At 71.9% G+C, this 23,024-nt stretch carries 21 protein-coding genes; 11 read left to right on the top strand and 10 right to left on the bottom strand.

Annotated features, from left to right (window positions below):
• Positions 1-87: 87 nt before the first annotated feature.
• The 3 genes from NQZ70_RS30170 to NQZ70_RS30180 are packed head-to-tail and all read left to right on the top strand — an operon-like array spanning position 88 to position 2,740.
• Entirely contained in the window at positions 88-1,128 is a 1,041-nt protein-coding gene (locus NQZ70_RS30170; RefSeq protein WP_129577311.1) for a sulfonate ABC transporter substrate-binding protein, read from the top strand.
• Positions 1,125-1,919, top strand: a complete 795-nt coding sequence (locus tag NQZ70_RS30175; protein WP_129577312.1) for an ABC transporter permease subunit — start codon at positions 1,125-1,127, stop codon at positions 1,917-1,919. Before NQZ70_RS30170 ends, NQZ70_RS30175 begins: the two co-directional genes overlap by 4 nt.
• Positions 1,920-1,921: 2 nt before the next feature.
• Entirely contained in the window at positions 1,922-2,740 is an 819-nt protein-coding gene (locus NQZ70_RS30180) for an ABC transporter ATP-binding protein (protein ID WP_129577313.1), read from the top strand.
• A 13-nt stretch (positions 2,741-2,753) separates the two neighbouring features.
• Here NQZ70_RS30180 and NQZ70_RS30185 read toward each other — a convergent pair whose 3' ends face one another.
• From NQZ70_RS30185 to NQZ70_RS30210, 6 genes are all read right to left on the bottom strand, one after another.
• Positions 2,754-3,803 (bottom strand): iron-containing alcohol dehydrogenase family protein, encoded by a 1,050-nt coding sequence (locus NQZ70_RS30185; protein ID WP_129577314.1) that lies wholly within the window; start codon positions 3,801-3,803, stop codon positions 2,754-2,756.
• Between the two features lie 32 nt (positions 3,804-3,835).
• Positions 3,836-4,984 (bottom strand): STAS domain-containing protein, encoded by a 1,149-nt coding sequence (locus tag NQZ70_RS30190; RefSeq protein WP_237244175.1) that lies wholly within the window; start codon positions 4,982-4,984, stop codon positions 3,836-3,838.
• A gap of 48 nt (positions 4,985-5,032) precedes the next feature.
• Positions 5,033-6,601, bottom strand: coding sequence for a glycoside hydrolase family 26 protein (locus NQZ70_RS30195; protein ID WP_129577316.1), 1,569 nt, complete (start codon positions 6,599-6,601; stop codon positions 5,033-5,035).
• Positions 6,602-6,926: 325 nt separating this feature from the next.
• Complete coding sequence (locus NQZ70_RS30200; RefSeq protein WP_129577317.1) at positions 6,927-7,640, bottom strand: zf-TFIIB domain-containing protein; 714 nt, start codon at positions 7,638-7,640, stop codon at positions 6,927-6,929.
• A gap of 50 nt (positions 7,641-7,690) precedes the next feature.
• Entirely contained in the window at positions 7,691-8,230 is a 540-nt protein-coding gene (locus NQZ70_RS30205) for a hypothetical protein (RefSeq protein WP_237244176.1), read from the bottom strand.
• Positions 8,231-8,416: 186 nt separating this feature from the next.
• Positions 8,417-9,904 (bottom strand): leucine-rich repeat domain-containing protein, encoded by a 1,488-nt coding sequence (locus NQZ70_RS30210; RefSeq protein WP_129577318.1) that lies wholly within the window; start codon positions 9,902-9,904, stop codon positions 8,417-8,419.
• 3 nt (positions 9,905-9,907) lie between these two features.
• Here NQZ70_RS30210 and NQZ70_RS30215 point away from each other — a divergent pair, with 3 nt between their 5' ends.
• Complete coding sequence (locus NQZ70_RS30215) at positions 9,908-10,924, top strand: aldo/keto reductase (RefSeq protein WP_237244177.1); 1,017 nt, start codon at positions 9,908-9,910, stop codon at positions 10,922-10,924.
• Between the two features lie 63 nt (positions 10,925-10,987).
• Positions 10,988-11,788, top strand: coding sequence for an AraC family transcriptional regulator (locus NQZ70_RS30220; protein ID WP_129577319.1), 801 nt, complete (start codon positions 10,988-10,990; stop codon positions 11,786-11,788).
• Positions 11,789-11,849: 61 nt separating this feature from the next.
• Here NQZ70_RS30220 and NQZ70_RS30225 read toward each other — a convergent pair whose 3' ends face one another.
• From NQZ70_RS30225 to NQZ70_RS30240, 4 genes are read right to left on the bottom strand one after another with little or no spacing between them, the layout of a single operon-like run.
• On the bottom strand, positions 11,850-13,052 hold the full coding sequence (locus tag NQZ70_RS30225) for an ABC transporter permease (RefSeq protein WP_129577320.1): 1,203 nt from the start codon (positions 13,050-13,052) through the stop codon (positions 11,850-11,852).
• Positions 13,046-13,777, bottom strand: coding sequence for an ABC transporter ATP-binding protein (locus NQZ70_RS30230; protein ID WP_129577321.1), 732 nt, complete (start codon positions 13,775-13,777; stop codon positions 13,046-13,048). Before NQZ70_RS30230 ends, NQZ70_RS30225 begins: the two co-directional genes overlap by 7 nt.
• Before the next feature lies 1 nt (position 13,778).
• Positions 13,779-15,029, bottom strand: coding sequence for an efflux RND transporter periplasmic adaptor subunit (locus NQZ70_RS30235; RefSeq protein ID WP_129577322.1), 1,251 nt, complete (start codon positions 15,027-15,029; stop codon positions 13,779-13,781).
• Entirely contained in the window at positions 15,026-16,537 is a 1,512-nt protein-coding gene (locus tag NQZ70_RS30240; protein ID WP_237244178.1) for a TolC family protein, read from the bottom strand. The genes NQZ70_RS30235 and NQZ70_RS30240 overlap by 4 nt, the downstream gene beginning before the upstream one ends.
• Positions 16,538-16,653: 116 nt before the next feature.
• Here NQZ70_RS30240 and NQZ70_RS30245 point away from each other — a divergent pair, with 116 nt between their 5' ends.
• The 6 genes from NQZ70_RS30245 (at position 16,654) to NQZ70_RS30270 (ending at position 23,004) form a co-directional block, all read left to right on the top strand.
• A complete protein-coding gene (locus NQZ70_RS30245; RefSeq protein WP_129577323.1) occupies positions 16,654-17,376 on the top strand; it encodes a response regulator transcription factor in 723 nt (240 codons plus the stop codon).
• A 55-nt stretch (positions 17,377-17,431) separates the two neighbouring features.
• Positions 17,432-18,784 (top strand): cell wall metabolism sensor histidine kinase WalK, encoded by a 1,353-nt coding sequence (locus NQZ70_RS30250; protein ID WP_129577324.1) that lies wholly within the window; start codon positions 17,432-17,434, stop codon positions 18,782-18,784.
• 125 nt (positions 18,785-18,909) lie between these two features.
• Positions 18,910-20,133: an AAA family ATPase gene (locus tag NQZ70_RS30255; RefSeq protein ID WP_129577325.1), complete on the top strand. Its 1,224-nt coding sequence runs from the start codon at positions 18,910-18,912 to the stop codon at positions 20,131-20,133.
• A gap of 2 nt (positions 20,134-20,135) precedes the next feature.
• Positions 20,136-20,954 carry a hypothetical protein gene (locus NQZ70_RS30260; protein WP_129577326.1) on the top strand — a complete coding sequence of 273 codons (819 nt, stop codon included), beginning with the start codon at positions 20,136-20,138 and terminating at the stop codon, positions 20,952-20,954.
• Positions 20,955-21,070: 116 nt separating this feature from the next.
• Positions 21,071-22,309, top strand: a complete 1,239-nt coding sequence (locus NQZ70_RS30265) for a cytochrome P450 (RefSeq protein WP_129577327.1) — start codon at positions 21,071-21,073, stop codon at positions 22,307-22,309.
• Between the two features lie 188 nt (positions 22,310-22,497).
• Entirely contained in the window at positions 22,498-23,004 is a 507-nt protein-coding gene (locus tag NQZ70_RS30270; protein WP_129577328.1) for a DUF5132 domain-containing protein, read from the top strand.
• The last annotated feature ends 20 nt before the right edge of the window (positions 23,005-23,024 follow it).

Raw genomic sequence — 23,024 nt, forward strand, 5'->3', positions numbered from 1 at the left:
CCGGTGCGATCGTCTCGCCGGCGCCTCGGCACCTGGAATCGGCCAGCGCTGTCCCAGGCGCGCCGGAAGGCGTCCGGAAGAACTCCCATGATCAGGCACTTCCCCTTCACGAGGATCCGCTCCGGGCTGCTCGGCTGCGCTGCGCTGGCGTTCGCCCTGCTCGGCTGCGATCGCGGCGGCGGTGAGCCGGACGCCACGCTCGCGGCCGACGCCGCCGCGCCGGCGCCGGCGCAGGACCGGCGCGAGGCGGGGGTCGTCCGCCTCGGTTATCAGAAGATCGGCACCCCCTACCTCCTCAAGGACCGCGCCGACCGCCTGAAGCAGGCGCTCGAGGCGAAGAACGCCCGCGCCGAGTGGGTCGAGTTCCCGGCCGGGCCTCCGCTGCTCGAGGCGATGCGCGCCGGCGCCGTGGACGTCGGCCACGTCGGCGAGACGCCCCCGGTCTTCGCGCAGGCGGGCGGCGTGCCCTTCGTGTACGTCGCCACCGACCCGCCGGCGCCGAAGGCCGAGGCGATCGTCGTGCCGAAGGGCTCCCCGATCACCAGCGTCGCGGGCCTCAAGGGCAAGCGCGTCGCGGTCAACCGCGGCTCCAACGTGCACTATCTCCTGGTCCGGGCCGTCGAGGGCGCCGGTCTGACGCTCGACGATCTCCAGGTCTCGTTCCTCGCGCCGGCGGACGCGCGCAGCGCGTTCGAGAGCGGCCAGGTCGACGCCTGGGTGATCTGGGACCCGTTCCTCGCCGCGGCGGAGCTCGCCGGCGCGCGCATCCTCCAGAGCGGCGAGGGGCTCGTCGACAACCACCTCTTCTACGTCGCCCGGCGGGAGTTCGCCGAGCAGCACCCGGAGCTCCTGCGGATCGTGCTCGAGGAGTACCAGGCCCTGAGCGCGTGGGAGCGCGAGCACACGGAGGAGGCCGCGCAGATCCTCGCGAAGTCGTCGGGCGTCGCCTACGAGGCGTTCCTCACCTCCGAGCGCCGGCGCTCGTTCGGCCTCCTGCCGATCACGCCCGAGATCCTGAAGAAGCAGCAGGACATCGCCGACACGCTCCACAAGCTCGCGGTCATCCCGCGCGAGATCCGCGTGGAGGACGCCTTCCTGTCAGCGGCCGCGTACGGAGCCGCTCGATGACGGCCGGCCGCGCGCCCGGCGCGCTCGGCCGGAGCCTGGCCCCCTGGATCGCCCCGCTCGCGCTGGTGCTCGTCTGGGAGGCCCTGTCCCGTCTGCAGGTCATCCCGAAGAGCCTGCTGCCCTCGCCCTCGGAGGTGGTGCTCGCCGCGGTGCACGCCACGCGGAGCGGCGGCCTCCCGGCGCACCTCGGCGTCAGCGCGCTTCGCGCGCTCGGCGGGCTCGCGATCGGCGCCGGCATCGGGCTCGTGCTGGGCCTGGCCACGGGGCTCTCCCGCGCGCTCCAGCTCGTGGTCGACGGGCCCATCCAGATGCTGCGCGCCATCCCCGCGCTGGCGCTCGTGCCGCTCGTCATCCTGTGGTTCGGGCTGGGCGAGACCGCCAAGCTCTTCATCGTCGCGGTGACGGTGCTCTTCCCCGTCTACCTCAACACCTTCCACGGCGTCCGCAGCGTGGACCCGCACATCATCGAGATGGCGCGCGTCTACGACGTCCGCGGGCTCGCGCTCTACCGCGAGGTCATCCTCCCCGGCGCGCTCCCGTCGATCCTGGTGGGCCTCCGCTTCGCGCTCGGGCTCTCGTGGCTCGTGCTGATCGTCGCCGAGACGATCGGCGCGACGCAGGGCCTCGGCTACGTCGCGATGAACGCGCGGGAGTTCATGCAGATGGACCTGCTCGTGCTCACGATCGTGCTCTGGGCGCTCCTCGGCAAGCTGGCCGACTCCCTGGCGCGCTGGGCCGAGCGCCGGCTCTTGCCCTGGCAGCCTCGATTGCAGCGGATGGACGCGGGGTGAACATGAGCGTGCCGAAGGATCACCGCAGCGGCGCACGGGTCCTCCTCGAACGGCTCGAGAAGCGGTTCGACGACAAGCCTGTCCTCTCGGGCATCGAGCTCGACGTCCAGCCAGGCGAGCTCCTGACCATCGTCGGGCGGAGCGGCTCGGGCAAGAGCACCCTGCTCCGCATCCTGTGCGGCCTCGAGCAGCCCACGGGCGGCGCGGCGCGCGTCCTTTCGCGGGGGGGCGTCACGGGCGGCGCGGCCGTGCGCGTCGTCTTCCAGGAGCCGCGGCTGATGCCGTGGCGCACGGTCCTCCAGAACGTCTGCATCGGCCTGCCGAAGGAGCGCCGCGAGCGCGCCCGCGACGTCCTCGCCCGGGTCGGCCTGCTCGACCGCCAGGACGACTACCCCGGCGTGCTCTCGGGCGGCCAGCGGCAGCGGGTCGCCCTCGCGCGCGCGCTCGTGCACGACCCCAAGGTCCTGCTCCTCGACGAGCCGTTCGGGGCGCTCGACGCCCTGACGCGGATCGGCGCCCAGCGCCTCGTCGAGTCGCTGTGGGCCCAGCACGGCTTCACCGCCATCCTGGTGACGCACGACGTCCAGGAGGCGGTCCTGCTCGGCGACCGCGTGCTCGTGTTCGACGAGGGCCGCATCACCGAGAGCGTCGCCGTCGACCTGCCGCGGCCCCGCGCCCGGGAGCTCCCGGAGGTCGGTCGCCTCACCGGCGCGCTGCTCCGGACGATCCTCGCGTCCGGCGAGGGCCCGCCCACGCCGCCCCCCTCGCGGGCGGACTTCCCGCCGCCCGTGGCGGCGCCCCTCCTCGCCGGCGCGGAGTGAGCGCGGCCGCGGATCAGGCGAAGCACCCCTTCAGGCGCGGATCGGTCCGGAGGATCGCCTCGACCTCGGACACGCAGTCGCGGGACGAGAGGACCGTGTAGTAGCCGGGCTTGATCTCCGGCGCGACGCGGACCGCCTCGAGCCACTCGTCGAGCGAGAACGGGTCTGCCCGGATCGCGTCCCAGAAGCCGGTCGCGTCGAGGACGGCGGCGAGGTGATCCGTCTCCCGCCCCTGGAGCTGGCTGACCACGTAGGCGGCCGTGCCGACCTGGAGGCCGTGGAGCCGCGGCCGGCCGGAGGTCTGGTCGAGCGCGTGGGAGATGAGGTGCTCGCTGCCGCTCGCCGGCCGGGACGACCCGGCGATCTCCATGGAGATGCCGTTCAGCATGAGCGCCGTCGCGAGCAGGCGCATGCCCTCGAGGTCGCGCCGGGGGCGCGCCATGAACTGGAACACGGTCGCGTCCGAGAGCAGGGCGGCGAAGTCGTCGACCGGCTCGCCGCGCGCGTGGAACGCGAGCTTCCAGTCGTGGACCGCGGTCACCTTGGCCACGAGATCGCCCACGCCGGAGAGCCACAGCACCTCCGGCGCGCGCAGGCAGACGTCGGTGTCGACCACCACGCCGAACGGGACCGCGCAAGGGAGCGAGCGGCGCCTGCCGCCCACGGTGAGGCTGGCCGAGGGGCTGCAGAAGCCGTCGTTCGAGAGCGAGGTGGGCACGGCGAGGAACGGCAGGCGGGCGAGGGACGCGAGGTATTTGGCCGTGTCGAGGGCGCGGCCGCCGCCGAGCCCGACGATCGCGTCGCACCGCGGGGGGAGCGCGGGCAGGAGCGCCGAGGCCTCCTCGACGCTGGCGGAGCCGACCTCGCGCCGCGCCACGACCTCGATCGCCTGCGCGTCCAGGCTCTCGCGCATCGCCGCCTCGATGGCGGCCGGCGTCCCTTCGCTCGCCAGCAGCAGGACGTGGCGGCGCCCCGCCCGCGCGAGGTAGAGCCCGCTGCGCGGGAGCGCCCCGGGCTTGATGCGCACCAGCGTGGGGATGCCGATCTGGGTGGCTGCGGGCATGCGCGTCTCCTAGGCCCGCCGCCGCGCCGCGCCTAGGCCCGCCGCCGCGCCGCGGCGCGCCTGCGGCTGACCTCCAGGCCGCGGCCGAGGCTGCGCAGGACGAGCAGGTCCTCGCCGAGGTCGACGTCCGCGAGCGCGCGGGCGACCTCCGGGCGAACGCCGGTCAGGATCGGCCGGGAGCCGAGCAGCTGGATCGCGCGCGCCAGCTGCTCCAGGGCGGCGGCGCCGTCCGGATCCAGCGCGTCGGCGCCGGTGACGTCGAGGACCACGTACGACGCCCGCTGCGCCACGATGGCGGGCAGGAGCCGCTCGCCGAGCTCGCCGGCGCGCTCGGCGTCGAGGCGCCCGATGAGCGGCACGGCGAGCGTGCCCCGGCCGACGTCGAGGATCGGCGCCGAGAGCGTGAGGATCTGCCGCCGCTGCTCCTCGACGAGGGCGAGCGAGCGGTTCAGCTCGTCGATGAGCCGGCCCTGCTGCTCGATCCGCCCCTCGGCGCGCCGCTGCGCCGTGACGTCGAGCTGCTGGACGAGCACCGCGCGGCCGCCGGTCACGGGATCGGTCGTGGGGCGCGCCTCCACCCGGTGCCACCGCTCGCCCTCGGTCGTGAGGACCTTGAGCTCCCCCGACCAGGGCGCCTCGGCGTCGATCGCCCCACGGATCGCCGCGCCCGCGTCCTCGTCCGGGAACACCGCGTCGATCTGCGGCGCGTCGCCGAGGGCGCGCAGGGCCGCGGGGTTGTGGAAGAGCGCCTTCCCCGCGCGGTCGACGAGGCTGACCAGCACCGACGAGTGCCGCACCGCCTCCACGCCGCGCACCATGGAGGCGTCGACGTCGGACGACTGCGGCAGCGCCTGGAACAGGACGGCGAGCCGCCCGTCGTCGAGGCGGATCGCCTGGCCGTGGAGCGTCACCGTGGCGGGCGTCCCGCGCGGGTAGAGCGTCCAGTCCTCCACGACGGTGCCGCCCTCGGCGACGACGCGGACGTAGCCGTCGAGCCGCGCGCGGACGGCCGGCGACAGGTCCGAGAGATCGCGCGCGTACAGCTCGGCGCGATCCGCCGCGCGCCAGAACTGGACGGCCTTGGCGTTGGCCCAGGGGAAGCGGTACCGCTCGTGGTCATAGACCCAGGTCGGCAGGATGGACAGCTCGAGGGCCGACAGGCGCTGGTCGAGGGACGTCATGTCGTGGCGGCACGTCATACGACGCCCTCGACCGTCCTGCACGCAGCATCAGTGATGCGGCTGGTTCACGTACGGGTCGCTCCCCGCCGCTGCATAGCCGGCCACGGACTGGCTGCTCGAGTCGACGGCCAGCTTGCAAGGGCTCCGGTGGGTCACGTTGGAGTTGTAGAACTGCACCGCCTTGATGTCGGGATACCTCTTCAGGGCGTCGACGATGCCGCGCATCCACTGGCCCTTGCGGTTCGGGTCGGCCGGGTCCTCGTGGCTGGAGAACTCGCTCAGGATGTACGGTTTTTCGCCGTGCCAGGCCATCTGCGCGGGCGCGTGCATCCAGTCGTAGTGACTCCCGAACGTGGTCGCGGGGTCTTTCCACCCCGTTCCGTTGCACTCGTAGAAGTTGTACGGATCGTATCCGATCCAGTCGACGTAGGTGTCTCCGGGGTAGAGCGCGGGGAGCCGGGCGCGGGTGCCGCTCCAGCCCATCGGGGTCCAGACCCACACCACGTTGGTCGCGCCCGCCGCGCGGAACATGTCGACGATGCGCCGGTACGCGGCGACGTAGTCGGCGTCCGGGCCGTCGGCGCTGTGGACGTCGGTGTTGTCCATCTCGTGGTCGAAGGCGATCATGAATTTTCCGGGCGCGTTCTTGGCGCGCTCCGCGGCCGCCCGGATGACGGCGTCCTGCGAGCCGTTCGCGATCTCGGTCCACGTGACGTTCTGGCCCGCCGAGTAGCGGCGCGACTCCCACGACAGGTGGACGATGGTGCCTTCGTTCATCTGCGCCGTCTCGAACCTGTCCGGGAAGACGCCGTTATCGGTGGTCCCCCAGTCGTGGTAGCGATACACGATGTCGAGCTTGCGGCCGGCCTTCGCCTCGAAGTCCTTGATCGCGAGGCCCCAGTCCCAGCCATGATTCCTCGACGAGTTGTACGCGCCCCACCAGGCGCCGTTCCTCGGCACGAGCTTGTCCGACACGACGGGCTCCTCGTCCGGGGGCGTGCCGCCGCCGTCGTCGTCCGGCGTCGTGACGTCGATCCAGACGATCGACGAGACGAGCGAGCCTGTGCCGGCGGTGTTCTGGAAGACGAGCTCGGTCCGCAGCCGGTCGCCGTTCGCCACGGCGAGGCCGCCGAACGTCTCGCTCAGGTTCTGCTGGCTCGCGCTGAGCGCGCGCGCCGGGCCGGAGCCGAGCAGGGTGTCGCCGTCGTAGAGGTGGACGCGCACGGTGCCCGCGCCGCCGTTGATCGCCCAGGCCTGGAGGTTGACGACGACCTGGCGCGCGCCGCCCGCCGGGGCGCCCGCGTAGCCGAGCGTGAGCGACGCCGTGGCGGCGCCTGGCGCGCTCCGCGCGAACGTGCCGCCGCCGTCGCTCGCCGCGAACGAGGTGCCGTCGTCGACGAGCCGGAAGATGGGCGCCGTGCCGCCCCCACCCCAGATCTTGTCGAGCGCGACGTCGCTCGTCGGCACGAGGCTCGCCGTCTGGGCCACGGCCGACGCGAGCTGTCCCGACAGCTCCGTTCCGGCGAGCTCTCCCGAGCTGCAGGCGGCGAGGAGCGCGGGCGCGGCGCAGAGGAGGAGTCGCTCATCGAGCAAGGAGAAGCGGGTCCGAGAAGTCATCATAGGATGATAGAGAAAGCACACATCGATCGACGGGCAAGACTTTGATTGAATTTCGCGCCTTCTGCAGCCACGCTGCACGGAGAGAGTTCAATAGGATGCCTTGTCGGACATCGCGATCACGGCGAGCTGCCGCGCGTATCGCTGGCGGCGTTCGCGTTGCGCCTCACGCGACACGCGCGCTGGATTGTTAAGTAGTGTGATGACCAGGAGAAGAGTTGTAACCGCCGCGCCGGCGGCGCTCCGGGCGTGTGCGGGCCTCTCGTCGGTGATCCTATCCCCCGTCGGTCGCCGGCGGTCTGTCGTCGGGCGCCGTAGGCCCCGTTCAGCGGGAGATCTTCCACAGGAGCTCGAGCAGCTCCTTCACCGCGTCCAGCCGGGCTTTCCGCGCGTCCCAGGACGAGGCCATCGTGACGACGCTCGCCCGCCTCGCCGTCTCCCTGGCGATCTCCGCCTGCCGGCGGGAGCGCTCCTCGTCCTCGATCTGCTGCTGGCGCGCCCTCGCGGTGCCGCCGGCCTCGGCGAAGGCGAGGAGCTGCGGGAGCTCGCCCCGGTCGAACCAGGTGCCGTGTTCCCTGCAGATGTCCACGATGATGCCGCTCTTTCCGGCGAAGTTCTTGCGGTTCATCGGCTGGCCGCACGCCGGGCAGCGGACGTAGCGCACGCGGACGTCCACGTGCTCCGGCCGCCGCGGCGGCCTCGGCGCGGCCGCGCCGTAGCTCTCCCGGCGCTCCAGGAGGTCGCGCAGGAGCGCGTGGTCGACGAGCTGGCCGCCGCATCGGCCGCAGTCGCGCAAGAGGCCTGTGGCGGCGCGGAACGCCGAGAAGGGCACGCCGCAATCGGAGCAGAGGAGCGCGTCGGGCTCTGCGATCGGCTCCAGGCCGAGCTCGTGCCCGCAGCCGTCGCAGCGCTCCGCGTCGGGCAGGTTCAGCTGGTAGCAGCCGCCGCAGCGCACGGTGGCGAGGAGGGGGCCTGTGCACCCGGGATAGCAGCGCCCCTCGGCGTTGATGAGGAGGCCGCAGCGCGGACACGTGCGCATCGCCCCGATGCTAGGCGAAGGGCGCGCCCGCGAGAAGCGGCGCCGCGGGCTCAGCGCACCCGGAGGGGGCGCGCCGAGGGGCGGGAGCTCCGGTCTCGGCCGCCGGGCGGCGTGCTGGAGCGGCGCACCACCTTGCGGAGCTCCTCGACGAGGTATCCCAGGGCGACGTCCTCGTCGTGGAGCACGACGACGCTGTCGTTGTTCTCCTCACGCAGGAGCCGGTTCACCTGCAAGGCGCCCACGGCGGTCCGGACGACGATGGCGACGGCGGCGAACTCCTGGACGAGCATGCTGCGGGTGCGCATCGTCGCGGCCTCGAACGACGGATCGTTGTTCATGGGGGGACGGCGGAGGTCGATGAGGTGGCCGAGGCTCGGGCGATCGAGCGATTCGTAGACCTGGAGCGCCTCGGTGTGGATGCGGATGAACTCGTCGGGGGACGCGTACGTGTGCTCGGAACGGGTGCTCCGGACGATCGAGCGCTCCTGATCGAGCGTGACCGTCAGGAAGTCGTTCTGCAGCAGCACCGCCATGCCCAGGAAAGGATAGCGGGCCGGCGGCGCGCTGGCACTGAAAAGCTCTAGCGGCATGAAGGCGCGGCGGCGGGGACTGGGCTGCCACACCGTGGTCAGGCTGAGGCACCACAATCCACCGCTGCCGCAACGTGGAGCCTTGCGAGCTCATCTGTAGCGACCGCCGGGACGTCCTCACTCGGCCGAACGGCGCCGGGGACCAGGAGCTCAGCGCGCTGGCGCTGCGCTCCTCGGCGGGCGCGCTCATTCGCCGCAATGAGCCCCGTGCTCGCAGGGATCGCACGCGGCGGGCAGGCAGTAGCCCGTGACCACGATGTTATTAGCGCAGAGCGCGTCCAGCACGTCGCCGAAGGAGCTTTCTCCGGGGTTCCCCGCGATCGAGACCCGCGCGCAGCGGTCGAACTCGATGTCGTTCAGCAGGGACGCGTCCTCGATCAGGTTGTCCGACAGATCCAGCGTGTGGACGCGCGGTACGCCCACGAGCGGCGAGAGGTCGGTGATGGAGTCGGAGCTCGCCTCGATCCACATGAGGTTCGTGAGCCCCATGACCCAGCTCAGATCCGCGCCGCTCGGTCCGATGTCGCCGATCTGAACCACCATGAGCTGCGGGTGGTTGGCGAGCGGGGACGTGTCCGTCAGCGGATTGCCGGCGAGCCCCAGGCTGTTCAGGCGGGGCACGTTCGCGGGCTCGATCCCTGCAATCGACGCGATGCGATTGTCGCTGAGCATCAGGACCTCGAGGAACGGAAGAGACGCCACGATGCGCGCGTCCTCGACCTCGGCCCGCTCCAGGTGGAGCGCCGTCAGGGAGTGGTGGCTCGGCAGCGTCGCGAGGCTCGTCACCTTGGTGTAAGTGAAGTACGCGTTGTTCAGGGCCGGAAACTTGGAGAGGCTCGAGAGCTCGGCGACGAGGGTCCGTTCGACCGAGAGATGGAACAGGGCGTCGAGGCCGTCCAGCCCTTCTAGGGCCTCGAGCGGATTTCCCGACAAGGTCAGGTTCTGAAGCTCCGGAAGATCGTTCAGGTCGCTCGTCGACGACACCAGGTTGTCTCTCGCGGTCAGCGTCATGAGCGCTTGATGCCCGGAGAGCGCCCCCAGCGAGACGATCCGGTTCGCGTCCAGGTGCAGGTTGTAGAGCCGCGGCAGACGCATGAGGATCGAGATGTCCTCGATCCGATTGCCCTCGAGGAACAGCTGCTCGACCGACGTGGCACACTCGAGGCCGCTCAGATTTTCGATGCCGAGGTTGTCGAGGGAGAGCGATTCAGGCACGGCGAGCGCCGCCCCCGGAATCGGCTCGTCGGCATCGAGGCCGAGCAGCTCTCGCAAACCCGCGGCGAGCGCTGGATCCGGCACTTCCACGGTGCCGTCGCAGCCCTCCGGGGCCGGGCTGGCGTCGACCGTGGTGCCGCAGCCGAAGAGGGAAAGGCACGTGGCCAAGGCGAAGCAGCCCTGCATTCTGGTGAGCATACGGAGGCTCCTCAGCAAACCCGGTGCCGCCGCGGAATACCGCCGGCTCTCGAGGATTTCGCGCATCGCCGTGGCCGATGAGCCAACCTGCGCCACGCCGCTGTGCCACTCTTGCCGCCGGCCTCCGATGGGAAGGACCGGACATCTCGTCATGAGCAGCTCGCCGCGCACGAGCCGGTGCATGACGTGGTTGTCGTCCGCCCGGACCGTCGAGATGTCCGGTTTATCCAATCGAAGGCCGCGGGCGCGTGCCATGAACATCCCATGACCCACGTTGACGCCACGATGAGCCGCTCCCCCCTCCGATCGACTCCGCTGGGCAAGACCGGGCCCAGCGTCTTTCCCGTCGGCCTCGGCTGCATGGCGATGTCCGGCGCCTACGGCCCGGCCGAAGAGGCCGAGAGCGTGGCGACGATCCGCCACGCCATCGAGCGAGGGATCACCCTGATCGACACCGGAGACTTCTACGGCAACGGGCACAACGAGCTCCTCATCCGGCGCGCGATCGAGGGGGTGCGCGACAAGGTCCAGCTCTCGGTGAAGTTCGGCGCGATGCGCGGCCCGGACGGCGCCATGCTGGGCATCGACACCCGCCCGGCGGCCGTGAAGAACTTCGCGGCGTACAGCCTGCAACGGCTGGGCGTGGAGGTCATCGATGTGTACCGCCCCGCGCGCCTCGACCCGCAGGTGCCCATCGAGGACACCGTCGGGGCCATCGCCGACCTCGTCAAGGCCGGCTTCGTCCGGCATATCGGGCTGTCCGAGGTGGGGGTCGAGACCATCCGGCGTGCGAGCGCGGTGCACCCGATCGTGGACCTGCAGATCGAGTACGCGATCGCGACGCGCGCGCCCGAGGCGTCGATCTTCCCTGCCCTCGCGGAGCTCGGGATGAGCGCGACGCTCTACGGGGTCTTTGCGCGGGGGCTGCTCACCGGCAGCAAGCCTTCGGGAAAGGGCGACTTCCGACAGTACATGCCGCGCTTCGCAGGCGAGCAAGGGGCAAAGAACGCGAGCGTCGTCGAGAAGCTCCACGCCTTCGCCGGCGAGCGCGGGATGACGCCGGCTCAGGTGGCGCTGGCGTGGGTGCTGGCGAAGCAGCCCACGCTGGTGCCGATCGTCGGGGCCCGCACGCGAGCCCAGCTCGACGATGCCCTCGTGGCCCTCGACAAGCCGCTGTCGGCGAGCGACGTCGCGGCGCTCGAGAGCATCGTGCCGGCGGACGCGATCGGCGGCGCGCGCTACCCCGCGCAGCAAATGAAGGTCCTCGACAGCGAGCGGTAGCCGATCGATGCGGGCCCCCGCGTCGGCTTGAACGGCCGCACGAGAGGCGTAAAGGTAACGTACATGGCCGCAGCGATGGATCTCCCCACCCTCGCGCTCCCGCGCTTCGTCGAGGAAGTCCGTGCGGTCGCGCCGCCCCCCGGTCAGGCGCTCGATCTCGAGTGGCTTCCCGACGGCAGAACGACCCTCGTTTTTCGAGCGCTCGAGGGCGCGCGCGAGGGGGATGTGTGGGTCGCGGGCCCCCGAACGCGCGCGCTCTTCAAGACCAAGACCGGGGTCGCGCGGACGGTCACGCTTCGGTTCAGGCCAGGCTGGTCGGTTCCGCTGCTCGGCGTGGCGGCGAGCGAGCTCACGGACCGGATGGTTCCGCTGGGGGACGTGTGGGGCCGCGCGGGGCGCGAGCTCGGCGGTGAGCTCCTCGCCGCGAGGAGCCGCGCCGACGTGATGGAGCGCGTCGCCCGGGCGCTCGCCCTTCGTGCCGGCCACCCCTTCGAGACGGCATCGGGGAAGCTCGCTCGTCGTGCGGTTCGCTTGCTCGAAGAGGGCGAGATCCGGGTGGAGGGTGTTGCCGACCGGCTCGGCGTCACGGCGCGGCATCTTCGCCGCGCCTTCACCGAGAACGTCGGCATCGGCCCGAAGGAGTTCGCGCGGACCGTCCGCCTGCAACGCGCGGTGCGAATGGCAGCGACCTCGTGCGACTGGGCACGCATCGCCGCGGACGCGGGCTATTATGACCAAGCCCACCTCATCGCCGACTTCCGTCAGCTCGTCGGGCTCACACCGGGCGCGTTCTCCAAACGCGCGGGCGGCCGGATGACTCAGCCGAAGCTGAGCCTGTCGGAGTTTCCTTTGCCTGTCCGGTAGCTCGGTGCGACGCCGCCATCGCAATGGTTTCAAGAGCGCGTCATGAGGCCGCCTCCCGCCCTCACTCGAACCGCAGCGCCTCCACCGGGTCGAGCCGCGCCGCGCGCCGCGCCGGCCCCACGCCGAACGTGATCCCGATCAGGATCGACACCCCGAGCGCCAGCCCCACCGCGTACGGCGGCACGATGGTCGCCCACTCCCCGAACCGCGACAGCAGCACCGCCGCCCCGTACCCGAGGCCCACGCCGGCCACCCCGCCCGCGAGCGACACCACCACGGCCTCGACAAGGAACTGCCGCAGGATGTCCTTCCGCCGCGCCCCGACCGCCATCCGCACGCCGATCTCGCGGGTCCGCTCCCGCACCGACACGAGCATGATGTTCATGATCCCGATGCCACCCACGATCAGCGACACCGCCGCCACGCTGCCGAGCAGCGTCGTGAACGTGCCCGTGATCTGCCCCATCGTCGCCAGCATCTCCGCCTGCGACCGCACCTCGAAATCGCTCGGCTGATCCGCGCGCAGCCGGTGCCGCAGGCGCAGCAGCTGCTCCAGCTGCGCGATCACCACCTCGGACCGGTCCTCGCTCGCGAGCTGCAACGAGATCGTCGACAGGTGATCCTGCCCGAACAGGACCGACCGGTGCGTCGACAGCGGCACGAACACCCCGTCGTCCGGCGACCCCATCCCGGAGCCCTTCTCCGCCAGCACCCCGACCACCCGGAACGCGCTCCCGTTGATCTGGAGCCGAGTGCCGAGCGGCGACCCCCCCGGATAGAGCTGCCGCACCACGTTCGCCCCGAGGATCACCACCCGCGCGCGCTGCTGCTCGTCCAGCTCCGAGAACCCGACGCCGCTCGCCACCGACAGCGACCGCACCTCGAGGTACGCCGGCGTGATCCCGGTCACGGACGCGTTCAGGTTGCTCGCCATGTAGCGGAGCTGCGCGCTGCCGCTCCGCTCCGGCGCCACCGCCGCCACGCCGTCGAGCGCCTTCAGCGCCTCGGCGTCCGCCTCGGTCAGCGTCTTCACCGTGCCCGAGCGCACCCCGCTCGCCGACGCCGAACCCGGCCGCACCATCAGCAGGTTCGCGCCGAGCGACCGGATCCGCCCCTCCACGCTGCTGCGCGCGCCCTCGCCGATGCCGAGCACCGCCACGACCGCCGCCGTCCCGATGATCATGCCGAGCATCGTCAGCAGCGTCCGCAGCCGGTTCGAAGCCAGCGAGCGCCACGCGCTCTTCGCGGTCTCCTTGATCAGCATGCCGCCTCCATCTCGCTCGCGTGGAACGCCGCCACCACGGTGCTCGACGGGCCGTCGGCCACGATGCGGCCGTCCTTCATGTGGATGGCGCGCGCGAGCGCCCGCGCCACGCCGAGGTCGTGCGTCACCATGACCAGCGTCGTCCCGTCCGCGTTCAGCGACATCAAGAGCTCCAGCACGTCGCGCCCCGTCCGGCTGTCGAGCGCGCCCGTCGGCTCGTCGCACAGGAGGATCGACGGCCGCGTCACGATCGCCCGCGCGATCGCGACGCGCTGCCGCTGCCCGCCCGAGAGCTCGGACGGCAGGTGCCGCGCGCGCGCCGCGAGCCCGACCCGCGCGAGCGCGCTCTCCGCGAGCTCCCGGCTGTTCTTCACCGCCCCGTAGAGCAGCGGCAGCTCGACGTTCTCCGCCGCCGTCATCCGCGGCAGCAGGTTGAAGCTCTGGAACACGAACCCGATGTGCTTGTTCCTGAGCGCCGCGAGCTCGTCGTCGTCGAGCTCCGCCACGTCGCGCCCCCCGAGCCGGTACGTGCCCTCGGTCGGCCGATCCAGGCACCCGAGGATGTTCAGCAGGCTCGACTTCCCGCACCCGGACGGCCCGATGATCGCGACCGACTCGCCGCGGCGCACCTCGAACCCGATCCGGTCGACCGCCCGCACCGCGAGGTCCGCGCGATCGGCGTGGTACACCTTGGAGAGGTCGCTCACGAAGACCGGGACGTCCATGTCAACGACCCCCCCGGGCGCCCATGCCCATGCCCATCCCGCGCATCGGGTTCTGCCCGCCCCGCTGCCCCTGCCCCTGCCCCTGCTGCGCGCCCGGCGCGCTCACGACGGGCGCGCTCGCGAGGACGTCGTCGCCCTCGCTCAGCCCCTCCACCACCACCATGCTCGTCCCGTCGGTCGCCCCGGTCTTGATCGGCCGCTCCTCGCCGCTCGCGAGCCGCACGAACCGCCGCTTGCCCGCCGACTGCACCGCCAGGAGCGGCACGAGCAGCACGTCCTTCTGCTCCGCCGTCACGATCTCCACGTCGGCGCTCATCCCCGACCGGAGCAGCGACGCCTCCTTGTCGTTGACGACGATCTCGACGTCGAAGGTCACGACGCTCGACACCTCCTTGCCGAGCGGGCTCACCCGGTCGACCACGCCCTGGAACACCCGGTCGCCGTAGGCGTCGACGCGGATGTCGACCCGCTGGCCGGGGGCCACGCGGCCGATCTGCGCCTCGTCGATGGCGCCGACGATGCGCAGGTTCGACAGATCGGCGAGCGTCATCACGGCGCTGCCGCCGCTCACGTTGGTGAGCGCCGACGACACGAGCGTCCCCTTCTCCACCGCCACGTCGAGCACCGTGCCGGCGATCGGCGCGTAGATCTGCATCTCCTTGAGGCGCGTCTCGGCGTCCTGCACCGCGAGCTCGGCCGTCTTGAGCTGCGCCTGGGCCGCTGTCACCTGCGCGCGCCGCAGCGTCATGTTGGCGCTCGCCACCTTCGTCGAGTGCGCCGCCGATCGGGCGGCGTCGGTCGACCCGAGGCCGAGCTCGGCGCTCTTCTCGGCGATCCCCTGGCTCACCTCGTTGTTCTTGCGCTCGAGGTCGGCGACAGCGAGCGACGCCTGCGCCGCGGCGAGGTCGGCCTTCACCCGGTCGCGCGCCACGCGCGCCGCGGCGAGATCGCGCTCCGCGTCTTTCGGATCCAGCTTGACCAGGAGCTGCCCGGCCTCGACCTGGTCGCCCTCCTTCACGAGCACCTCGATGACCTGGCCCGCGGCGCGCGACTTCACCTCGACCTGCACGTCGGGCTCGATCTTCCCGGACGCCGCGGCGGTCTCGGTGAGGCTCCCCTTGCGGATCTCGACCGTGGGTCCGGCCGGCGCCTGCGAGGGGGTCTGATACCAGGCGTACCCGCCGATCGCGAACGTCGCGATGGCCGCCGCGGCCACGCCGGACATCAGGTAGCGTTTCTTGTTCCTGTTCATGACGACCTCCTGGGGAGCACCGAAGCGAAGCGATCGAGGAGCGCGCCCGCGGCGTGCTCGAGCTGGAACCGCGACGTGAGCTCTGTCACCGCGGCCCGCAGCTTGCGGAGCTCCGCCTCCCGCAGCGTCTGCTCCGCCTTCACGACGTCCGCCGACGTCGACGTCCCGAGCAGGAGCCGCTGCCGCTCCGCCTCGGCCAGCTCGCCGGCGAGGCGAGCCGTCTCCGTCGCGATCGAGACCTGATCGGCGGCGGCCTCGAGGTTCACCCGCAGCGAGGTGATCTCGGCCGTGATCGCGTCGGCGCGCGCCCTGTAGCGGGCCTCCGCGGCCGCGAGCTGCGTGCGCGCGCGCGCCGCGTCGGCGGACGCCCGGCCCCCGCCGAACGGCAGCTCGAGGTCGAGCCCGCCCAGCACGCTGAACGCCGGCCGCCCGCCCGGCAGCGAGAGCCCGGACAGGTTGTCGTCCGCCCACAGGGTGCCCACCGACGCCGTCGTGAACACGTCGAGGCGGATCTGATCCGCGTCCTCCGCGGCGCCCACGCGCGCGCGCAGCGCATCGAGATCGGCGCGCAGGGCGGCGAGCTCCTGCGACCGCTCGCTGGCGGCCTTCACGAGCGCGGCGGCGGGCGGCAGGGCCCCGAGCGACGGCGGCGCGCCGGTCGCGGCGAGCGACGCCGCGCGCGCCGGGTCCATGCCGAGCGCGCGCCCGAGCGCGATGGCCCGCGCCGAGCGCGCCGCGCGGGCCTGCGACAGCGCGTCGGCGATCGACCCGGCCGACGTCGAGAACTGGAGGACGTCGACGCGCGTGCCGGTCCCGAGCGTCTCGGCGCGGGCCTTCGCGTCGGCGAGCTGCCGCTGCGCGGCGGCGAGCGCCTGCTCCTGCACGCCGATCGCCTGCTCCGCGTACCAGAGCTCCCAGTACGCATCGAGCACGTCGAGCGCGGTCTGGCTCGCCATGAGGTCGCGCTCCCGCTCCACGGCGACCGCCGACGCCTCCGCCTGCGTGAGCGGCGCGAGCACGGCGTCGGTCCCGGCGCCCCGGAGGAGCGGCTGCCGCGCGGAGACGTACGCCTCCGCCCTGTACGTCGGCCCGGCGACCGCGCCGTCGAGCGCTCTCCTGTCGTCGCTCTGCCACCCCGAGTTCGCCGACGCGCCCACCTCGAGGCCCGTGCCGATGTCGGTCGTGTACCGGAGCGCCGCGTTCCCCGCGACGGACGTGCCGTCCGAGCGCGCGAGGCCGGCACCGCCGCCCCGGAAGGCCTCTGTGTATTGACCGGTCACCGAGGCGGACAGCGTGGGCTTGCGGGCGCCTTGCTCGGCGGCGACGGCCTGCCGCGCGGCGGTGGCCTCGAGCAGGGCCGCGCGCAGGGCCGGGTTCTGGGAGGCCGCGCGGCCGACCGCCTGCTCGGCGGTGAGCGTCTCGGCGCTGGCCGCGCTGCTCAGCGTGCACGTGGCGATGACGGCGAGGGACGCCAGCCACGGCAAGGGAACGGAGCGAGTGAGCGTCATGCGGCCCAGGCTAGAGAGCAGTGTCTCAAGAGGTGTCCAGTTCGTGTAAAGATTCGTCAAGAGCCCTTTGACCAGGCCTTACACAGCGCCGTGACGGCCGCGCTACAGTCGCCGACATGGCCGATCCGCCTCAGATCCTGGTCATCGACGACGACGCCGAGCTGTGCGAGCTCCTGGCCGAGCTGCTCGGTCAGGAGGGTTACGCGGTGGAGAGCGCGCGCGACGCGATCTCCGGCCTCGCGCGCGCGCAGGAGAAGCCGTTCACCCTCGTGGTGCTCGACGTGATGCTGCCCGGCCTCAACGGCTTCGAGGTGCTCACGCGGCTCCGGCAGAGCTCCCGGGTGCCGGTCCTGATGCTGACGGCCAGGGGCGAGGACGTCGACCGCATCGTCGGCCTGGAGATGGGCGCCGACGACTACCTGCCGAAGCCGTTCAACCCGCGCGAGCTCGTCGCCCGGGTGCGCGCGCTCCACCGCCGCGCCGCCCACGCGGCCGCGGCCGCGGCGGGGCCTGGCGCCGCCGAGGCGCAGAGCGTCCTCACGGTCGACGATCTCGAGGTGTTCCCCGCGGCGCGGCGGGTCCGGGTCCGCGGCGAGGAGGTCCGGCTCACGACGGCCGAGTACGACCTGCTCGAGGTCCTGGTGCGGCAGGCGGGCACGGTGGTCTCGCGCGAGGACCTCGCGCGGCGCGTCCTCGGCCGCCGCCTCGCGGCGTACGACCGCGGCATCGACATGCACGTCTCGAACCTCCGCCGCAAGCTCGGCCCCGGGCCGAGCGGCGGCGAGCGCATCAAGACGGTCCGCAACGCCGGCTACATCCTGGCCCGGGAGCGCCCGTGAGGCGCCTCCTGCCCCGGAGGGCGCTCGCGACGCGCCTCGGCCCCGGAGGGCGCGCGTGAAGAGCCTCTTCCTGCGCCTCCTGGTCTCGCTGTGGATCGCGATGGCGCTCCTCGTCGGGCTGTTCGCGGTGATCCACGGCTGGGCGTTCTCCGCCGAGTCGAGCTCGCTGCGCCGCCGCCTGAGCACGCGCAGCGTCGAGCTCCGGGCGGAGAGCGCGCTCTTCTGCGCGCGGGACGGGCTCTCCGGCTGCGAGCAGCGCCTCGCGCCGCTCGAGCCGCGGGATCAGCGCGTCGCGGTCTACCGGTCCGGCGCGCTCGTGAGCGGCGAGCCCATCGAGGGCGCGCCGCTCGTCGAGGAGAGGGCGCGGCGCTCGGCGGACGGCATCGCCGTCGAGGTGGGCGAGCGGGAGCTCGTCGCGGTCGTCCTGCGCCGCGACCCGTCCTTCGTGGCGGTCGCGACCGGTCCGGTCCGGTCGCCGTGGATGTTCTTCATCGTGCCGGAGACGCTGCCGCTCCGGCTCCTCGCGATCGTGGTCGTGACCGGGCTCGTCGCGGTGGTCCTCGCGCGCTACCTGTCCCGTCCGATCCACATCCTGCGCGGCGCCACGCAGCGGATGGCGGCGGGCGATCTCTCGGTGCGCGTCGCGCGGCGGCTCGCGGGCGCGGACGGCGAGACGCTGGCGCTCGGGCGGGACATGGACCGGATGGCCGAGCGCATCGAGGAGCTCCTGGAGACGCAGCGCCGGCTGCTCCGCGACGTCTCGCACGAGCTCCGGTCGCCGCTCGCGCGGCTCAACATCTCGCTCGAGCTCGTCCGCCGCCGGTCGCCGCCGGACGTGGAGCCGGCGTTCGACCGGATCGAGCGGGAGACGGAGCGGCTCAACGGGATGATCGGCGAGCTGCTCACGCTGAGCCGTCTGGAGTCGGCCCGGGGCATGGAGCGGCCCGAGCGGTTCGACCTGACGGCGCTGGTGGAGCAGCTGGTCGACGACGCCGCGCTCGAGGCGGAGCAGCAGGGGTGCTCGGTCGAGCTCGGGGCGCGCGACGCGTGCTCCCTGGACGGGAACGAGGAGCTGCTCCGGCGCGCGATCGAGAACGTGGTGCGCAACGCGGTGCGCTTCACCGAGGCGGGCACCACGGTCCGCATCGACCTCTCGTGCTCGGGCGGGGTCGCCGAGGTGCGCGTCCGCGATCGCGGGCCGGGCGTGCCCGAGGCGGCGCTCGGGGACATCTTCAAGCCGTTCTACCGGGTCGACGACCACCGGGCGCGCGGCGCGGGCGGCACGGGGATCGGGCTGGCGATCACGCAGCGGGCGGTGTTGCTGCACGGCGGCGAGGTCGAGGCGAGGAACGCCGAGGGCGGCGGGCTCGAGGTCGCGCTGCGGCTGCCGGTCGGCGCGGGGGGCTGAGCCGCGGGGCGGGCGGGATCGCCGGGCGGAGGGAGGCCGCTTGCTCGTCCCCGGCGCCGGCGTCGGGCTATAAAGCTCGACGGCCGGCGCGCGTGGGCGCGGCCGGGCGGCGGGCGGCGACGACCATGATCCAGCAGGTCTCCTTCACCAACTTCAAATCGCTGCGCAGGGTCGACGCTGGCCTCGGGCGCTTCATGGTCATCGTCGGGCCGAACGGCTCGGGGAAGACGAGCATCCTCGACGGCCTGCACTACCTCGCGCAGGCGACGCGGTGGCCGCTTGCTACGCTGATGCGCGGGGTCTTTGCGCCTTCCAACCTGAAGAGCCGCGGCAGCTCGGGGCCCATACAGCTCGTAGCAACGGGAAGCTTCCATGACGTGACCGCGGAGGTCCGAATCATCGTCGAGGGCAGGGACGACTTGAACGGCAACGCCAGCTGGCGCGGGACAGTCGTTCGTCGGTGGGGCGATACCGTGGAGGAGACCTCCGAGGCGGAAGAGGGATGGCAGCTCGTCAAGTCCAGCGATCCGCAGCCGACGCCACGACCAGGGGGCAAAAAAGACGTGTTGCGGACACATGGTCTCCGCGAGATGGCGGAGCTCGCGAAAGAGCTTGGCTTCGCGCGCAAGCTCCGGCTGGATATCGAGAGGCTCGCGGCGGCGTCGTACAGCGATGAGGAGATGCCTCGCCTCGATACGGACGGTAGCGGCCTGGCGTCGGTGCTGGCAGACGCCGCAGCGCGCACCCCCGAGGTGTTCCAGTCGATCCAGGAGGCCGCGCGCCAGGTCATCCCGACGCTTGAGCGGATCCGCACACGTCGCGCCAAGGTACAGAGACAGGAGCGCCAGGAGATCACCATCGACGGTGAGGAAGCGATCCAGCGCTCCGTCGACCGTTTCTACTGGGGCCAGCAGCTCGTGCTCGATTTCAAGGGAGCGCCGGACGTCCCGGCGCCGCTCGCGAGCGAGGGCACCCTGCTCGTCATCGGTCTGCTGACCGCGCTGTGGATGGAGCCCAGGCCCCGGCTGCTGCTCCTCGACGACATCGACAAGGCGCTGCACCCGCGCGCGCAGGAGGAGCTGGTCACGCAGATCCGGAAGATCCTGGAGATGGCGCCCGAGCTCCAGGTGATCGCCACCAGCCACTCGCCCTACCTGCTGGATCACTTCGATGCGCAGGACGTGCTCCTCACGGCGCTCTTGCCCGATGGCTCCACGGCCTGCGCCCGGCTCGCGGACCACCCCGACTTCGATCGATGGAAGAGCACGACACGCTCCGGCGAGCTCTGGAGCTTCGTCGGCGAGGACTGGGTCGCGCAGAAAGCGAGCGCCGCTCAGGAGCACGGGTGAGCGTGGCCTCTCATCTCCTCGGGATGGTCGTCGAAGGACCGAATGACGCCCGGACGGTGCCTGGCCTCGTCGACCGGGTCGTCGAGGGCGCGGTTCCCGACCTGAAAGGCAAGCTCGGGCGAGCTCGATCCTTCTGTGGGCTCGATGCCAACGCGCCGTTCGTGATGTGGAGCGCTATCCACCAGTATCCGGTACCGCGGCGGCACGGACACTTCGGCGGAAAGCCGGCGCTCGAGGACGCCCGTACGGCCGTGCTCGCGCTCCGTTGCTTCGTCGCGCGGAATCCGCAGCCCGAAGCCGTCGTCCTGGTGCGCGACAGCGATGGAAAGGAAGCCGAGCGCCGGCAAGGGTTGGAGCAGGCTCGACAGGACTTTGCCTGGCCCTTCGAGGTGCTCCTCGGCGTCGCCCACCCGATGCGGGAGTGCTGGGTTCTCGCCGGCTTCGTCCCCGAGAGCAAGCCAGAGGAGGCCTCGCTCGCCACGCTCCGGAAGGAGCTCGGATTCGACCCTACCGCCCGATCGCACGAGCTCGACGCGTCGAGCAAGACGGCGAAGAGGAGCCCGAAGCGCGTTCTGGCTCGCCTCACCGGAGGCGAGGGCGAGCGTGAGGCGCGGTGCTGGACGGAGCCGGCTCTCGGCCATCTACGCCAGCGAGGCCACGGCAACGGCCTCGCGGCGTTCCTGGGCGAGGTCGAGGCGCGCCTCGTGCCCATCTTCTCGGACGCTGGCATCGGGGACAACGCCGGCGCCGAGCTCGGCCCCCCACGGCCGTCAGCTCCTGAGAGCGACGAGGCCAGCGTCAAGGTCCCCAGCCGCTCCTGATCTCGGTTCGCAGGCCATCGAGCTCGATCCCGGATCGATCCGCCCTCGGAAGGTGATATTCGATCAAGCTTTCGGAGGACGGCCTCCCCGCCGCCTCTGCCCGGAGCCTCGCGAGCATGTCGATCGAGACCACCCGCGCCTTCAACCACCTCGTTTCCCCGCACCTGGAGGACCCTTATCCCCTCTTCGAGGAGCTCCGGCGCGAGGTGCCGGTGGTGTTCAACCCGAGCTTCGGGATGTGGTTCGTCTCACGCCACGACGACGTCGCGGCCGTGGTCAAGGATCCGGCGCGCTTCAGCTCGGCCCAGGTCCTCGCGCCGCTCCAGGAGCCCTCGCCCGCGCTGCTGGCGATCCTGGGCAAGGACCGGAGCGGCGTGTATCCGCTCCTGTCGAGCGATCCGCCGGTCCACACGCGGGTGCGCAGCCTCGTGAGCAAGGCGTTCGCGGGGCCGCGCCTCGCGGCGAGGATGGAGCCGTTCATCCGCGCGATCACCAGCGAGCTCGTGGGCGGCTTCGAGGAGGACGGGCAGGCGGACCTGATGGCGCGCCTCGCCACGCCGCTGCCGATCCGCGTGACCAGCCAGCTCTTCGGGATCCCGCTCTCGGAGATGGATCGGGTCAAGCGGTGGTGCGACGACGAGACCATGTTCCTCATGGGTCTTCTGCCCGAGGAGCAGCGCGCGGAGCTGGCGCGCAGCATCGTCGCGTACCGCGATTTCCTGCGCGCGCTCGTCGAGGATCACCGGGCGAGCCCTCGCCCCGACCTGGTGACCGAGCTCATCGAGGCGCGCGCGGAGGGCGAGGGCCCGCTCGACACGCAGGAGCTGGTGGGCATGCTGTGCGTGCTGATCTTCGCGGCGCACCAGACCACGACGAACATGATCGGCAACACGCTCGTGTCGCTCCTGCGCGCGCCCGGCGCCTGGCAGGCGCTGCGCGACCGGCCGGCGCTGATCCCCGGCGTGCTCGAGGAGGGCATGCGCTTCGACGCGCCCGTGCAGGGGATGACGCGCACCGTGACCGAGGACTGCCGGATCCGCGGCGTGGCCGTGCCGCGCGGCGCGCGGGTGTTCGTGCTGTTCGGATCCGCGAACCGGGACCTGCCCGGCGTGAACGACCCCGAGCGGTTCGAGTTCGAGCGCGCGGCCGGGCCGAACCTCGCGTTCGGGCGCGGCCCGCACTTCTGCGTCGGCGCGCAGCTCGCGCGCATGGAAGGCGCGATCGCGCTCGAGGAGCTGACGCGGCGCCTGCGGGGCGCGCGCCTCGCCGCAGACGCGCGGCTCTCGTACATGCCCAACCTCGTGCACCGCGGTCCGGCCGCGCTGAACGTCGCGTGGGACGTGCCGACGTCCTGAGCGCTCCATCGCCACGTCCTTCCGCGAGGATGGACGGATCGACAGCGATGAGCCCGCAGCGGGGAAGCATCCGATAGGAGGCGGGTACGGAGATCGCGAGCACCGCGACGGCGAGCATCGCGGCAACGCTTCCGCGCCTCTCCGGACGCACTCCGAAGCGCAGCTCACGCGTTCCGTCATCCGCGCGCATGGTTGAGATTCGGCAGGCGCGCCGGCCCCTGCATCAACGCTTCGATGCGCTGGACAGGAGGCATAAACCGGATGATTCCGAGCGCGATGACTATGAGAACTATATCCGTCGGTGCGTGGCTTGCGGAGCAGTCGGGGACAGCTATCCCTTCACTCTGCCAGAGCAACGATCGTTCGATGAACGATTTTTCGTCGGATGGAAGGTCTCTTCGATGTCGCTGCAATTCGCTCAATCGAAGCTAGTGGTCGCTCTGTCGGGCTTGGCCGCCGGCGCGCTCTTCGCCCCTCTCGTGGGGCGGGGGGTGCGTCCCCTGGTACGTCTGATCGTCAAAGGCGGCATTGTCGCGCAACGGGAGCTCCTGGTCATCGTCGAGGGACTCCGCGAGGAGCTTCAGGACATCGTCGCCGAGGCAAAGGCCGAGCTCGGTGATCTGTCCGAGTCGGCCGATGGCGAGGAGGTGCACGCCTCTCACCACGCCCACGCACACGAGCGGGCAGGCGCGTGAGTCCCCCGGGTGCGGACGTG

The organism is Sorangium sp. So ce836 (assembly GCF_028553905.1).
Classification (GTDB): domain Bacteria; phylum Myxococcota_A; class Polyangia; order Polyangiales; family Polyangiaceae; genus Sorangium; species Sorangium cellulosum_D.

Bases quoted from the DNA above. Each gene is read 5' to 3' on its own strand.
- NQZ70_RS30190 (WP_237244175.1), bottom strand. From the start codon at position 4,984: ATGACGTCCCTCGACCAGCGCCTGTCGGCCCTCGAGCTGTCCATCCTG.
- NQZ70_RS30215 (WP_237244177.1), top strand. From the start codon at position 9,908: ATGACCCACGTTGACGCCACGATGAGCCGCTCCCCCCTCCGATCGACT.
- NQZ70_RS30270 (WP_129577328.1), top strand. From the start codon at position 22,498: ATGGTTGAGATTCGGCAGGCGCGCCGGCCCCTGCATCAACGCTTCGAT.
- NQZ70_RS30180 (WP_129577313.1), top strand. From the start codon at position 1,922: ATGAGCGTGCCGAAGGATCACCGCAGCGGCGCACGGGTCCTCCTCGAA.
- NQZ70_RS30175 (WP_129577312.1), top strand. From the start codon at position 1,125: ATGACGGCCGGCCGCGCGCCCGGCGCGCTCGGCCGGAGCCTGGCCCCC.
- NQZ70_RS30235 (WP_129577322.1), bottom strand. From the start codon at position 15,029: ATGAACAGGAACAAGAAACGCTACCTGATGTCCGGCGTGGCCGCGGCG.
- NQZ70_RS30200 (WP_129577317.1), bottom strand. From the start codon at position 7,640: ATGCGCACGTGTCCGCGCTGCGGCCTCCTCATCAACGCCGAGGGGCGC.
- NQZ70_RS30245 (WP_129577323.1), top strand. From the start codon at position 16,654: ATGGCCGATCCGCCTCAGATCCTGGTCATCGACGACGACGCCGAGCTG.
- NQZ70_RS30205 (WP_237244176.1), bottom strand. From the start codon at position 8,230: ATGCCGCTAGAGCTTTTCAGTGCCAGCGCGCCGCCGGCCCGCTATCCT.
- NQZ70_RS30195 (WP_129577316.1), bottom strand. From the start codon at position 6,601: ATGACTTCTCGGACCCGCTTCTCCTTGCTCGATGAGCGACTCCTCCTC.
- NQZ70_RS30220 (WP_129577319.1), top strand. From the start codon at position 10,988: ATGGCCGCAGCGATGGATCTCCCCACCCTCGCGCTCCCGCGCTTCGTC.
- NQZ70_RS30240 (WP_237244178.1), bottom strand. From the start codon at position 16,537: ATGACGCTCACTCGCTCCGTTCCCTTGCCGTGGCTGGCGTCCCTCGCC.
- NQZ70_RS30265 (WP_129577327.1), top strand. From the start codon at position 21,071: ATGTCGATCGAGACCACCCGCGCCTTCAACCACCTCGTTTCCCCGCAC.
- NQZ70_RS30225 (WP_129577320.1), bottom strand. From the start codon at position 13,052: ATGCTGATCAAGGAGACCGCGAAGAGCGCGTGGCGCTCGCTGGCTTCG.
- NQZ70_RS30185 (WP_129577314.1), bottom strand. From the start codon at position 3,803: ATGCCCGCAGCCACCCAGATCGGCATCCCCACGCTGGTGCGCATCAAG.
- NQZ70_RS30255 (WP_129577325.1), top strand. From the start codon at position 18,910: ATGATCCAGCAGGTCTCCTTCACCAACTTCAAATCGCTGCGCAGGGTC.
- NQZ70_RS30170 (WP_129577311.1), top strand. From the start codon at position 88: ATGATCAGGCACTTCCCCTTCACGAGGATCCGCTCCGGGCTGCTCGGC.
- NQZ70_RS30230 (WP_129577321.1), bottom strand. From the start codon at position 13,777: ATGGACGTCCCGGTCTTCGTGAGCGACCTCTCCAAGGTGTACCACGCC.
- NQZ70_RS30210 (WP_129577318.1), bottom strand. From the start codon at position 9,904: ATGTTCATGGCACGCGCCCGCGGCCTTCGATTGGATAAACCGGACATC.